General features: G+C 58.1%; 7 protein-coding genes and 4 pseudogenes. 8 read left to right on the forward strand and 3 right to left on the reverse strand.

The features are described from left to right. The first annotated feature begins 18 nt into the window (after positions 1–18). The 6 genes and pseudogenes from leuB (at position 19) to AC3FLX_RS27845 (ending at position 6,020) form a co-directional block, all read left to right on the forward strand. Positions 19–1,085, forward strand: a pseudogene (leuB, locus tag AC3FLX_RS27820) (3-isopropylmalate dehydrogenase). Positions 1,086–1,132: 47 nt separating this feature from the next. Beyond that, a pseudogene (locus AC3FLX_RS27825) lies at positions 1,133–1,697 on the forward strand (IS3 family transposase); the annotation flags it as partial. 401 nt (positions 1,698–2,098) lie between these two features. After that, positions 2,099–2,869 carry a glutaredoxin domain-containing protein gene (locus AC3FLX_RS27830; RefSeq protein WP_488700550.1) on the forward strand — a complete coding sequence of 257 codons (771 nt, stop codon included), beginning with the start codon at positions 2,099–2,101 and terminating at the stop codon, positions 2,867–2,869. 94 nt (positions 2,870–2,963) lie between these two features. After that, on the forward strand, positions 2,964–3,983 hold the full coding sequence (gene trxB, locus AC3FLX_RS27835; RefSeq protein WP_488700551.1) for a thioredoxin-disulfide reductase: 1,020 nt from the start codon (positions 2,964–2,966) through the stop codon (positions 3,981–3,983). Beyond that, positions 3,949–4,878: a LysR substrate-binding domain-containing protein gene (locus AC3FLX_RS27840; RefSeq protein ID WP_488700552.1), complete on the forward strand. Its 930-nt coding sequence runs from the start codon at positions 3,949–3,951 to the stop codon at positions 4,876–4,878. Before trxB ends, AC3FLX_RS27840 begins: the two co-directional genes overlap by 35 nt. Before the next feature lie 155 nt (positions 4,879–5,033). Continuing rightward, positions 5,034–6,020 carry a Bug family tripartite tricarboxylate transporter substrate binding protein gene (locus AC3FLX_RS27845; RefSeq protein WP_488700553.1) on the forward strand — a complete coding sequence of 329 codons (987 nt, stop codon included), beginning with the start codon at positions 5,034–5,036 and terminating at the stop codon, positions 6,018–6,020. Positions 6,021–6,116: 96 nt separating this feature from the next. On the opposite strand, the pseudogene AC3FLX_RS27850 reads toward AC3FLX_RS27845, so the two are convergent. Continuing rightward, positions 6,117–6,422: pseudogene (locus AC3FLX_RS27850) on the reverse strand (integrase core domain-containing protein); the annotation flags it as partial. A gap of 39 nt (positions 6,423–6,461) precedes the next feature. On the opposite strand from AC3FLX_RS27850, the gene AC3FLX_RS27855 reads away from it, so the two are divergent. Then, positions 6,462–7,622 (forward strand): IS30 family transposase, encoded by a 1,161-nt coding sequence (locus AC3FLX_RS27855; RefSeq protein ID WP_488700582.1) that lies wholly within the window; start codon positions 6,462–6,464, stop codon positions 7,620–7,622. A 6-nt stretch (positions 7,623–7,628) separates the two neighbouring features. On the opposite strand, the pseudogene AC3FLX_RS27860 reads toward AC3FLX_RS27855, so the two are convergent. Beyond that, positions 7,629–8,530, reverse strand: a pseudogene (locus tag AC3FLX_RS27860) (IS3 family transposase); the annotation flags it as partial. Between the two features lie 10 nt (positions 8,531–8,540). Beyond that, positions 8,541–9,419, reverse strand: a complete 879-nt coding sequence (locus AC3FLX_RS27865) for a LysR substrate-binding domain-containing protein (RefSeq protein ID WP_488700583.1) — start codon at positions 9,417–9,419, stop codon at positions 8,541–8,543. Positions 9,420–9,624: 205 nt separating this feature from the next. Here AC3FLX_RS27865 and AC3FLX_RS27870 point away from each other — a divergent pair, with 205 nt between their 5' ends. Further along, entirely contained in the window at positions 9,625–13,221 is a 3,597-nt protein-coding gene (locus AC3FLX_RS27870) for an indolepyruvate ferredoxin oxidoreductase family protein (protein WP_488700554.1), read from the forward strand. The last annotated feature ends 238 nt before the right edge of the window (positions 13,222–13,459 follow it).

Here is a 13,459-nt window from a genome sequence, read left to right on the forward strand (position 1 = left end):
AACCTACGAGGAAGAAACATGAAGATTGCAGTCCTGCCGGGCGACGGCATCGGCCCCGAGATCATTGCCGAGGCCGTCAAGGTGCTCAACGCGCTCGACGAGAAGTTCGAGATGGAAACCGCGCCCGTGGGCGGCGCCGGCTACGAAGCCGAAGGCCATCCGCTGCCGGAGAGCACGCTGAAGCTGGCCAAGGAGGCTGACGCTATCCTGTTCGGCGCCGTCGGCGACTGGAAGTACGACAGCCTGGAGCGCCCGCTACGCCCCGAGCAGGCCATTCTGGGCCTGCGCAAGCACCTGCGTTGTTTGCCAACTTCCGCCCGGCGATCTGCTATCCGGAACTGACCGGTGCGTCGAGCCTGAAGCCCGAGCTGGTGGCCGGCCTGGACATCCTGATCGTGCGCGAACTGAACGGCGACATCTACTTCGGCCAGCCGCGCGGTGTGCGCGAGGCGCCGGACGGCCTGTTCAAGGGCGCCCGCGAGGGCTTCGACACGATGCGCTACAGCGAGCCGGAAATCCGCCGCATCGCCCACGTGGCCTTCCAGGCCGCTGCCAAGCGCGGCAAGAAGCTGTGCAGCGTGGACAAGGCCAACGTGCTGGAGACGTTCCAGTTCTGGAAGGACATCGTGATCGATGTCAGCAAGGAATATCCGGACGTCGAGTTGTCGCACATGTATGTGGACAACGCCGCGATGCAGCTGATCAAGGCCCCGAAGAGCTTCGACGTGATCGTCACCGGCAACATGTTCGGCGACATCCTGTCGGACGAGGCCGCCATGCTGACGGGCTCGATCGGCATGCTGCCGTCGGCATCGCTCGATGCCAACAACAAGGGTCTGTACGAACCGTCGCACGGTTCGGCCCCCGATATCGCCGGCAAGGGCGTGGCCAATCCGCTGGCTACGATCCTGTCCGCCGCGATGATGCTGCGCTACTCGCTGAACCGCGCCGAGCAGGCCGATCGCATCGAGACCGCCGTCAAGAAGGTGCTGGCCCAGGGCTACCGCACTGGCGACATCCTGACGCCGGGCTGCAAGCAGGTTGGCACGAAGGAAATGGGCGAGGCGGTACTATCCTCGCTTTGAACAGTACCTGAAGTGTCCAAGCAGAGCAAGCCATTGAATACCGTGGCGCGCGCTCTGCAGTAGCAGTGAGGCGGGCCCATTCTTCGGATTGGCAAAATGGGCGCTGGGCCGCCAATATGACAACACGGCGCTCGCGGCTGGAATCCCCGAGTTTGGTACAGGTCTGCCAACCTACGGTTACCGGAGAATCTGGGTATTGCTACGGTACAGCACGAACTGAGTGGGTTTCGCCCGCGAATGCCAAACGCGTTCGTCGCGTCATGCGCGAGCATCAAAAAATCTGCTTTGCCAGCCCTGGGCGGGTGCCTGAATACGGGCCGCCACAACGGCTGCGTTGCTGTAGACCGCAGCAATACCTTGTTCAGCGGCTCCGAATTCAGCGGTAGCGATAATTCGCCCCTTCACCTTTGCGCTGGATTGTCTCGAGGAGACATCAATTGGGACGCAATCACCCGCGGACACGGTGACGATATTCCAGCGCACAGGCTTTTGCACGGGAGTTGGGCGTAGGCCCACTAAACACGCCGGTGCGCCCCGCAGGGCTGTGGAATAGCCGAATCCTTCGTCAAGACCATGAACAAGCCTGACGCCCGCAGCATTCCCACCGCAATAGTATGGAGAGTGTTCCCTTCCGCCACTTTATGTTGATTGGTATATCGACTGGTCCTCCAATCACAAATGCAGTCACTACCACCGATTCCCAGCGTAAGTGCCCGGCTGCCAATGGCACGCGCCTTTGACGCGATGTCGCGTTTCGACAAAGCGATGGCGGACTCAATGTTCTTACGGTTCATGGAGCGAAGCGCAAAAGTTTTCCCCATAAAAAGTATCTCATGAAGCATATTAATAGATGTTTTGGTCAGTTTTGGTAGCATGGAGCCCGGAAAATACGGGTGAACCCTGAACGTCGCCATCTGTTTTTAAGATGGCGGCATCGGGAAACGATGCTTCCGGGTGCGAGGAGCGGTAGCTAGGATAGTTCTACCAACCCACGTATGCGAAAGGAAGTAGAAATGAACAGCGCCACTCAAACGTACAGCGTATTTTGGCAGCCTGGTTGCTCGAGTTGTGTTCGAGTCAAGGAGTTCCTGACACACTTGGAGATCCCTTTCAAGTCGGTCAACGTGCTTTCGGACACCGAGGGTCGAAATGAACTGCGTCGGCTAGGCGCGAGGTCCGTGCCGGTCGTCTCCCAAGGGGACAATTACGTCTACGCACAGTCGATTGAAGACGTTGCGCGCTTCGTTGACAGGCTTGATGCTGTTGCCGATCGCCTCGCACCCGATGTGCTGGTCGCGAAGTGGATGAAAGTACTGAACGTTGCACTGACCATCACGCCGCTGATTCCATACGACCTTTTCAATAGCCCAGTATTTCCGGGACGGCCGCGCACCTATCGCGACCTCAGCTATCACGTCTTTCAGGTGGTCGATGCATTCCTTCAAACTGTGTTGGAGGGTCTGGAAGATTGGACAGTCGTAGCTAACATTGATGCACCGGACCGCATCAAAACCGTCGACGACATTCTTTCCGAGGGTACGGATTTAAAGGCGCGGGTCGAGGCATGGTGGGCAAATCTTGACGATAAGTCGTGTAAACAAGTGCTGAAGATGTTCTATGGCGAGCATCCGTTACACCAATTCCTCGAGCGCTCCACTTGGCACTCGGCGCAGCATACACGCCAACTCCTTGCTCTCCTCAAGGAAAACGGCATTGAGTCGCCCGTCACTCTGTCTGCGGCTGACTATGAGGGCCTGCCAATGCCGAACGGTTTGTGGGAATAAATCCCTCCGTTCTAAAGAAGGCTGCTATTAAATAGAGCGAGTACCGTCCTTTCAAAAATGGCGGTACGAACCGATTATCTTTAGGATTGTAGGAATGAAAGCTATCAAACACGCCAAGGTTGCCATCATCGGCTCGGGACCGGCTGGCTACGCAGCAGCACTCTATGCAGCTCGCGCCAACCTCAAGCCAATGCTAATCGCTGGAAGTGAGCCTGGCGGTCAGCTGACCACGACGACCGACGTTGAAAACTGGCCGGGTGATGTGGATGGTGTACAGGGTCCAGACCTTATGAAACGGTTGCGCGATCATGCGGCTCGATTCGAGACCACCATTGTAGAGGACCACGTCCGCGCGGTGTCTCTGGAGCAAAGACCGTTCACTCTTCACGGAGAAATGGGAGCCTACACCTGCGACGCATTAATTATCGCAACGGGTGCGTCTGCTAAATGGCTCGGCTTGGCTTCCGAGAAGGAATTCATGGGGCGCGGCGTATCAGGATGCGCGACATGTGATGGGTTCTTCTATCAGGGCGAGGATGTTTGTGTGATAGGCGGCGGAAACACAGCGGTCGAAGAAGCGCTGCTGCTGTCAAACATTGCCAAGCATGTGACTCTTGTGCATCGGAGAGAGAAGCTCAGAGCCGAGCCGATTCTCATTGGTCGCCTGATGGACAAGGTGCGAGAAGGCACCGTCTCTCTGCAACTCGGAGCAGTTCTAGATGAGGTACTGGGGGACCACGACGGTGTTTCCTCAGTACGCCTTCGGTTCACCGAAGGGCTAACCGAAGAGGTCCCGGTCAAAGGGTGCTTTATTGCGATTGGTCATTCACCGAATACTGCTATCTTCTCGGGACAGATGGAAATGGACAATGGATATATTGTTACCCGCTCGGGTCTTAAGGGGTATGCCACCATGACTAGCGTTCCAGGAGTCTTTGCGGCGGGGGACGTTCAGGATCAAGTTTATCGTCAAGCAATCACCAGTGCCGCAACCGGGTGCATGGCTGCTCTCGATGCTCATCGTTATATCGAGGAGTATCTCAGTGGATCTTCGTTTGAAAGGGCAGGCGACGATGGACATGCGACAGCTAAAGTACTTTCTGAAAGTTGCTGACCTGGGAAGCATTTCCAAGGCAAGCGATCAATTGCATGTCGCCCAGTCGGCGATTAGTACTCAGATCGCCGCACTGGAGAGTGAACTTGGAAATCAACTATTCCTGCGCCGGTCTACGGGAGTAACTCTGACGGAACCGGGGCGTCTTTTGTATCGCCATGCGCGCCTTATACAGCGTCAAGCGGAGATCGCACAGGAAGACGTTGCGAATGCTAGCGCCGAACCATCTGGCACTGTCTCGCTCGGACTCCCATCAGCCACGGCTGAAGTTTTGGGAATTGCAATGATTCGGGCTTGCCAGGAACGGCTTCCGATGGTGCGACTGCAAATTGTCGAAGGACTGAGTGTTTTACTTCAGGAGTTCACGCTCATCGGTCGCCTCGATATGTCTATCTTGTTTATTGATCATGCTCCCAGAGGGCTCGAGATTAAAACAGTGCTGGATGAGGAACTGTTCTACGTCTGCCCACCGGACACCGGTTTTTCGAAAGAGGGGAGAACGAGTGTCACATTGGAAGAGGCGTTGGCGACGAAACTAGTAATGCCTGCCGTGGGAAATAGTATGCGGCTGGTGGTGGATACCGCTTGTACGGTTGCGGAACTTAGTTTTAAGCCTATTGCGGAACTCGACTCGCTAGCACTTCTGAAGGCATGCGTGACTCAGAACATTGCATCAACGTTTCTTCCATGGGCAGTTGTTGCGCAAGAGGAGGCCGCGGGCGTGGTCCAAGTTCTCAAGGTGCGTGCACAGCGATTCACTCGTCCTCTTTCTGTTTGTACATCTTCACTGAATGCCTCGAGTGCAGCGACGGAGGCTGTTTATAAGCTGCTACAAGAGGTCATGACTAATTTAGTCAGGGATCGCATCTGGCAAGGGGCAAGTTTGAGGACCTAACCTCAGTCGAAAGACAAACAAGACCCTAAAAGCAAAAAAAGTATAAGTGTTGGATTATAAAGATATTCTTTGATGGCCCAGCGCTGTGCGGTCCTTCCAAATACCGCCAAGCGATGTGCAAATCGACATCAAGACGAAATTAAAGGAGACACAACATGATAAATAAGGTGATGAAGGCATTTTTTGCCATCTCTCTTCTGTCGGGCGGATTCACGCACGCGCAGACCCAGTCGAGTACGTCTTGGCCAACCAAGCCCATTAGAGTGGTAATCCCGTGGACGCCGGGTGGCGGCTCGGACATTCTCACGCGCTTGGTGGCAAACGAAGTCTCTCAAGCAACAAAATGGAACTTTGTCCCCGAGAATAAGCCCGGCGCAGGCGGCACACTTGGCATCGCCGATGTTGTTAGGTCGGCGCCAGGAGGATACGATCTGGTGATGGGACAGAAGGATAATCTTTCCGTTGCACCGTGGATATACAGGTCAGTGACATATGTACCGACCCGTGATCTGGTGGCGGTCAGCCATGTTGCGTTCACGCCAATCGTTATCGTTACGTCAGTAAACTCCAAGTACAAGACACTAGCAGACGTCATTCAGACCGCGCGTGCCGCACCGGGATCGGTAAAATACGGATCGCCAGGCAGTGGGACCACCATCCACTTGGCTGCAGAGATACTCAGTCGTGCGGCGGGGATCAAGCTCCTGCATGTTCCGTACAAAGGATCGAGTGCAGGCATTCCGGATACCATCGCCGGCAATGTCGATTTGATGGTAGCGTCGGTCCCCTCTGTGCTTGCGCAAATTAAATCGGGGACGCTACGACCCCTTGCTGTCACTTCGGCAACACGAAGCTCATCGCTCCCCGACGTCCCGACTGTGGCGGAGAGTGGGTACAAGGAGGTAGATGTCAGTACGTGGTACGGACTATTTGCGCCAGCGAAGACTCCGCAAGACATTGTGAACCGTATCAACACAGAGGTGAATAAAGTTCTTTCTTCGCCTGCTGTTGTCCGTGCGATACATGAACAAGGTGCCGAGCCCAAGCAGATGTCGCAGAAGGAATTTTCCGATTTTGTGCAAGCCGATTATTTAAAGTGGAAGGATATCGTTGCACAATCTGGGGTAAAGCTAGACAACTAGATCGGAATTAGGGAAGCTGATTGGCGCCGACTACCAGTGGGGTATTAAAGCGGGTGTCCCGGTGGTGGATTTGCCCCCGTATCCCCGGACACGGTCTCACACTTCGGTTGAGAACCCCATAGCCCGTCTGAACTCCCGCGGAGAGCGGTAATGCAGGGCGCTATGGGGGCGCTGCTCGTTGTAGTGCTCGAAGGCAATTGCCAGGTTGCGAACGGCCGTCTCCGCATCCGGCTAGGGCATGAAGGCGATGTAGTCTCGCTTCATTGTCTTTACGAAGCTCTCCGCCATGCCATTACTCTGCGGACTGCATACCGGTGTGGTCAGCGGCTTCAGACCGATGGCCGCGGCAAAGGACCTGGTTTTCTCAGCCGTGTAGCCCGAGCCGTTTGCGGATTCAACCGGTCGATGCAACACCTAGAATCTGTGTGAGCAGTGGAGGTGTTGCAAATGAAGCCGAGGATCTATTATTCCGAGACGCAGAAGGCACTCATGTGGGATCGCTGGCGCAAGGGAGATACGATTCATGAGATCGCCAGGTTATTTGATCGCGGGCACTCTTCAGTCCAGAGGATCTTGTCGGACGCGGGAGGCATTCGACCAGCACAACGCCATCGCGCCGCGCGAGCGTTGACGTTTGCCGAGCGTGAGGAGATATCGCGCTCGCTGGCATCAGGGCTTTCGATTCGGGCCATTGCATCGCGGCTGAATCGCGCTCCGTCTACCATTAGCCGTGAGCTCGAGCGCAATGGCGGGCGGCAAAGATATCGCGCGAGCCAGGCCGATGCACTGGCCTGGGAGCGAGCGCGTCGCCCGAAGCTCTGTAAGCTTGTCAGGAACCGGGTGCTGGCGCGGGTCGTCGCCGGCAAGCTGAAGCTGCAGTGGTCTCCCGAGCAGATTGCGGGCTGGCTCAAGCATGTCTATGCGGTCAACAAGGACTACCAGGTGTCACACGAGGCGATCTATCGTAGCCTTTACATTCAGGCGCGTGGCGCTTTGAAGAAGGAGTTGCTGGAGCATTTGCGGCGCTCGAGAGTCATGCGTCGGTCGCGTCAGTACACAATGAAGACTGAGGGACGCACCAACATCGCGGACGCCGTCTCGATCAGTGAACGTCCTGCCACAGCGGAAGATCGTGCGATACCAGGGCACTGGGAGGGCGACCTGCTATTCGGCGACGCTAACAGTCAAATCGCAACGCTGGTTGAACGCCAGAGCCGGTTCGTGATGCTGGTGAAGACGGCTGGCAAGGATTCTGAGGCCGTGGTCAACGCGCTGATCAAACACGTCAGGAAGCTGCCGCAGGAGCTCTACAAATCGCTGACCTGGGATCGTGGCACGGAGATGGCCGGGCACAAGCGTTTCACTGTGGCCACGGACATCCAGGTCTACTTCTGCGATCCTCAGCACCCGTGGCAACGCGGCTCCAACGAGAACACGAATGGGTTGTTGAGACAATACCTCCCGAAAGGCACCGATCTCTCGGTCTACTCGCAAGCCAAGCTCAACGCGATAGCCAGACGACTCAACGAACGCCCACGCAAAACACTAGACTTCGATACACCAGCTGAACGATTCCAACAAGCTGTTGCGTTGACCGGTTGAATCCGCATTATCGCTCAGCCATTCGATTTCCGTTGGCGTCTGCTGTACATCGCCGAACCGATTTTCCACGGCCGCCAGCATTACATCACGAACCACGTCGCCACTATGTCCGCCCGTCGTCGCTGCCCAGCTCATGGCCTTACGATCGCAGCAGTCCAAGGCAAACGTGACCCGCAGTGGCTCGCCGTTGTCGCAGCGGAACTCAAATCCGTCCGAGCACCAGCGCCGGTTACTTTGTGCCACCGCAACCTTACCCTCGTGCTTTCGCTGCGGGTGTCGTGGAGCGGCCCTGCGCTGCAGTAGCAGTCCATGCACGCGCATGACCCGGTAGACGCGTTTGACGTTGACCGCGGGCACGCCCCGACGCTCTCGCTCGCGGCGTATCTCGCCCCAGACCCGGCGGTAGCCGTAGCTGGGCAGATGCGCAACGGCGCCGCGAATCTCTTCGATCAGCCCAGCGTCATTCATCTGCCTGGCACTGCGCCCATCCTGCCAATCAGCAGGCTTGGCCAGCTTGGCCGCCACGTTCGAGCGCGCTACACCGAGGACGTCACAGACCCGCTTCACTGGTCGTCCCCTGGCAATGAGGGTGAGCGCGCAATCCATTTTCGCGACTTCATCACCTCCACCGCCTCACGAAGAATCTCGTTCTCCATGGTTTTCTTTCCAAGCAGCCGCTGCAACTCCCGCACTTGCTTGAGGGCATCGCTGAGCTCGGACGCAGGAACAACTTCCTCCCCGGCACTGACCGCCGATAGGCTGCCGTCCTGATACAGCTTGCGCCATTGGAAGAGTTGGCTCGGATTCACCCCATGCCGGCGCGCCACCATCGACACCGTCTTGCCCGGCTCGCAGCTCTCAGGGGGCTGATCCACCTTGCGGATCCACCACGAACCCCATAGAAGCACTCCGACAAAGCTAACGGCTGCAAGCGTATATCAGAAAGTCACGCACGGCGGTGGCGGATAGCGAGAGCTCTGCATCCTTCCGCCAAAGCAAGCCGACCTCCATATCCGGCGGCGGGGAGCCAAGCGGCCTCGCTTCGATTTCTTTTCCCTCGAGAGACCAAGGTCGAAACACCATATCGGATAGCACGGTAACACCGAAGCCATGTGCGACTAGGCCCCGCAACGCCTCCATGGAGGTGGTTCGAAACGCGATGTTAGGGGAGAGGCGCTTTGCTTGCCAGTAACGCATCGTTGACTCTTCTCCCTCGTCGACCGCAAGAAGGATGTATGGGTATTCGGCAATGCGTTTAAGGGTCGGTGGTTGTCCATCTAGAAGAGGATGGCCAGGTGCGGCCCAAAGCTGGCGGCGCGAACGGATCAGGGTGCGATGACCAAAGCGACCTGGATCGTCAACGTTTGAAAGCAGAACAATTCCAAGCTCTATTTGGCCACGTAGAACGCGGTCCTCGATCGCGGCGCGGTCAAGGTCGTGAAGATCCAGTTCGACGTTAGGGTAGCTGTTTCGGAAGCGCGCCAGCAATCCTGGCAAGAAGTACCCGAGGACCGTATAGGTGGCACCAATACTTACAGCACCTTCCAGGGAGTCCAGACGAATACGTGGTTGCCGTAGCGCATCGTCAACGGATTCCAGAATGCGGGTGACGTGTTGATAAAGGTGGTTACCTTCCGCAGTCAGTGCGACGCCATGCGGTAGACGGTCGAAGAGCCGGACACCCAACAACTGCTCGAGTGCGATGACGGCATTGGTGATCGCCGACTGGGAGACATGCTCTTCAGTGGCTGCCATGGAGAACTGACCGGTGGCGGCAGCGGCGCGAAAGTAGCGCATCTGCCGCAAAGTAATTTCCTTTGCGGCAGGGAAGGCGCTGTCGATGCCTGACTTTTTCCGGCGACCAATCTGTGGTTTCTGTGCGCTCATTGGTATCTGACAAACGAATAGCTGTTGTCTGAATTCGTGATTTTACGATACGAGTCGGGGTGCCTACACTGGGGGAAACCTATAGAAAGGGGCTCGCTGCCCTGGAGACTGCATCGTGAATAGTCCGCTTTCCCCGCAATCGAAAAAGGCCCTCGAAGACGCGCTGGCGTCGACGACCATTGACGACAAGTACACCCTGGAGAAGGGGCGCGTCTACATGAGTGGCACGCAGGCGCTCGTGCGACTGCCGCTCTTGCAGAAAGCGCGCGACGCGGCGGCTGGTCTGAATACCGCTGGCTTCATCTCAGGCTATCGTGGCTCGCCACTGGGCGCGCTCGACATGGCGCTCTGGAAGGCAAAGAAGCACCTCGCAGGCAGCGACGTTGTCTTCCAGCCCGGCGTCAATGAAGACCTGGCTGCCACGGCAGTCTGGGGGACGCAACAGCTGAATCTGTTCCCGAAGGCGAATCGGGATGGCGTGTTTTCGATGTGGTACGGCAAGGGCCCCGGCGTTGACCGCTCCATGGACGTGCTCAAGCACGGTAACGCCGCGGGCTCAGCGCAGCATGGTGGCGTGCTGGTGCTCGCGGGGGACGATCACGCCGCCAAGTCCTCGTCGGTTGCTCACCAATCCGAGCACGTGCTGCTCTCCGCGGGCATTCCAGTCCTGTATCCGTCCAACGTGCAGGAATACCTCGATTACGGACTGCACGGCTGGGCAATGAGCCGCTACTCGGGTCTGTGGGTCGCGATGAAGTGCGTGACCGATGTGGTGGAGTCGACGTCATCGGTGGAAATCGACCCGGACCGCGTCCAGGTCCAACTGCCTACCGACTTCACATTGCCCCCGGAAGGGCTGAATATCCGCTGGCCGGATTCACCGCTCGCGCAGGAAGCGCGGCTGCTGGATCATAAGCTGTACGCCGCCCTGGCCTATATCCGCGCGAACAAGCTCAATCAAATCGTCCTCGATTCCGACAAGCCGCGCTTCGGCATCATGGCAGCCGGTAAAGCCTACCTGGACGTGCGGCAGGCGCTGCGCGACCTTGGCCTCGACGACGATACGTGCAAGGGCCTTGGCATCCGTCTTTTCAAAGTTGGATGCGTGTGGCCGCTTGACGCCCAAGACGCGCGTGAGTTTGCCACCGGTCTCGAAGAAATCCTTGTGGTGGAAGAGAAGCGCCAGATTCTTGAGTACGCCCTGAAAGAGGAACTATACAACTGGCGGGAGGACGTTCGACCCAAGGTTTTCGGTAAGTTCGACGAACGGGGCAACCAGGGTGGCGAATGGTCGGTGCCGCAAGGCCCGTACCTCCTGTCGGCGCATTACGAGTTGTCGCCGGCGTTGATTGCGAAGGCCATCGCCAAGCGGCTGGACAAATTTGACCTTCCCGCCGATGTCCGGAGCCGCATCGCCGCCCGTGTCGCGCTCATTGAGGCAAAAGAACGCGAAGCCGCCAAGCCCCGCCTGTCGGTGGAACGCAAGCCCTGGTTCTGCTCGGGCTGCCCGCACAATACGTCGACGCGCGTTCCGGAAGGGTCGCGCGCCATGGCTGGCATCGGCTGCCATTACATGGCCATGTGGATGGACCGGAACACCGACACCTTCAGCCAGATGGGCGGAGAAGGTGTCGCGTGGATCGGTCAGACGCCGTTCACGGACGAAAAGCACGTTTTCGTGAACCTTGGTGACGGCACTTATTTCCATTCGGGACTGCTCGCCATTCGCGCCTCCGTTGCGGCCAAGGTGAACATTACCTACAAGATTCTGTTCAACGACGCGGTCGCCATGACGGGTGGGCAACCGGTCGACGGCGTTCTGACTGTTCCTCAGATTACGCATCAGGTGAAGGCCGAAGGCGTCCGGGAAATCGTCATCGTGACGGACGAGCCAGAAAAGTACGCCAAGGCCGATGCCCTGGCGCCAGCAGTCACCATCTACCACCGCGACGAGCTTGACGCGGTTCAGAAACGCCTGCGCACGGTCGAAGGCGTGACGATTCTCGTCTATGACCAGACGTGCGCGACGGAGAAGCGACGCCGCCGCAAACAGGGTAAGTACCCGGATCCGGCACGGCGTGCGTTCATCAACGACGCCGTCTGCGAAGGATGCGGCGATTGCTCCGTTAAGTCGAACTGCCTGTCGGTGGAACCGCTAGACACGCCACTCGGCACCAAACGGGCCATCAATCAGTCTTCCTGCAACAAGGATTTCTCCTGCGTGAATGGCTTTTGCCCCAGCTTCGTGACCGCCGAGGGCGCGCAGCTGCGAAAGCCGGCTGCGCAAAGTGGCAAACAAGGCAGCGGCTTAGAGGCAAAACTGCCGTTGCCGGTTGTCGCTGAGCTCAAAGAGAACTACGGCATCCTGGTCACCGGTATCGGCGGAACCGGCGTCGTCACCATCGGTGGTCTGCTTGGGATGGCTGCTCACCTCGAGCGCAAGGGTGTCACCGTGCTGGATATGGCGGGCCTGGCGCAGAAGGGTGGTGCAGTGTTGAGCCACGTCCAGATTGCCCCGTCGCCGGCAGCGTTGCACGCGACACGCATCGCCACAGGCGAAGCTCGACTCATCATTGGCTGCGACGCCATCGTATCGGCATCCGCTGAAGTCCTCTCCAAGGTGCAGAACGGTCGGACCGCGGCTGCCATCAACAGCGCACAGACACCAACAGCGGAGTTCCTCGCGAATCCAAAATGGGCATTCCCGGGCACGTCTGCCGAGAACGATATCCGGACGAGCGTCGGGGATGCATGCCAGTTCATCGACGCGAATGCGTGGGCATTGAAGCTGCTAGGCGACGCCATCTATTCGAATCCACTGCTTCTCGGCTACGCGTGGCAGCAGGGATGGGTGCCGCTGACGCTGGAGAGCCTGACGCGCGCCATCGAGCTCAATGGCGTCGCAGTAGAGCGCAACAAGCAGGCGTTCACTTGGGGGCGCGCACTCGCTCACCTCGGCGAGGAGGCGATCCAGGCCATGGTTGGTCAAGTGTCTGGTCCCCCAAAGGTGGTCTCAATGCCGGAAACGCTGGATGGGATTATCCGTCGTCGCGAGGCGCTTCTTACTGACTACCAGAACTCGGCGTACGCGAAGCGCTTCACCGATGCCGTGGCCAAAGTTCGCGCTGCCGAGGACCAGATTAGCCAGAGCAAGAAGCGTCCTCTGACGGAGGCCGTCGCCAAGAATCTGGCCAAGCTGATGGCCTACAAGGATGAGTATGAAGTGGCGCGGCTATACGCGGAGCCGGCTTTCTTGGAGAAGCTCCGTGCCCAGTTTGAAGGGGAACCCGGACGCGACTACAAGCTCAACTTCTGGTTGGCGCCGCCGAGCCTGACTAAGGGTGACGAGGGACAGCCGAAGAAGCGGCGCTTCGGTCCGAGCATGATGCCGACCTTCAAGGTGCTCGCAAAACTCAAATGGCTGCGTGGCACTGGGTTAGATCCATTCGGCCGTACGCAAGAGCGGCGTAGCGAACGGCGGCTGATCGAGGATTACTTCGGCCTGGTCAACGAATTCGCATACTCGCTGACCGCGGGTCGCCTCGACACCGCCATCGAGCTGGCAAGCCTGCCGGACGATATCCGCGGCTATGGGCACGTCAAGGAGGCTGCCATCAAGAAGGCAGAAGGGAAGCGAGCCGACTTGATGAACCTCTACAAGGCTGGCGGCGCGGAAGCTGTGTCCAACGCGAAAGTGATCGAGACGGCGTAATCCCGAGGCCGGCGCAAGCCGATGCGGAGCAGAGGCGGAGGACATATGGCATCGAAGAGAAAGCTTTGCACGACGCAGCTCTTTCACTTGATACGCGCATCCGCTGTCCGCATCAGGAAAGCTGCCGGGCCAACCGCCACAACGTACGAGTCTGAGCTGGGGAGGATTCTGGCTTCTTTACTCGTTGGTGCACTGTTGGTCCGCTCAGCCACTGATGTCGCGGTCATTTTGGGTAGCG

It is taken from the genome of Cupriavidus sp. 291-E7 (assembly GCF_057798835.1).

Bases quoted from the DNA above. Each gene is read 5' to 3' on its own strand.
- AC3FLX_RS27830 (WP_488700550.1), top strand. From the start codon at position 2,099: ATGAACAGCGCCACTCAAACGTACAGCGTATTTTGGCAGCCTGGTTGC.
- trxB (WP_488700551.1), top strand. From the start codon at position 2,964: ATGAAAGCTATCAAACACGCCAAGGTTGCCATCATCGGCTCGGGACCG.
- AC3FLX_RS27840 (WP_488700552.1), top strand. From the start codon at position 3,949: ATGCGACAGCTAAAGTACTTTCTGAAAGTTGCTGACCTGGGAAGCATT.
- AC3FLX_RS27845 (WP_488700553.1), top strand. From the start codon at position 5,034: ATGATAAATAAGGTGATGAAGGCATTTTTTGCCATCTCTCTTCTGTCG.
- AC3FLX_RS27865 (WP_488700583.1), bottom strand. From the start codon at position 9,419: ATGCGCTACTTTCGCGCCGCTGCCGCCACCGGTCAGTTCTCCATGGCA.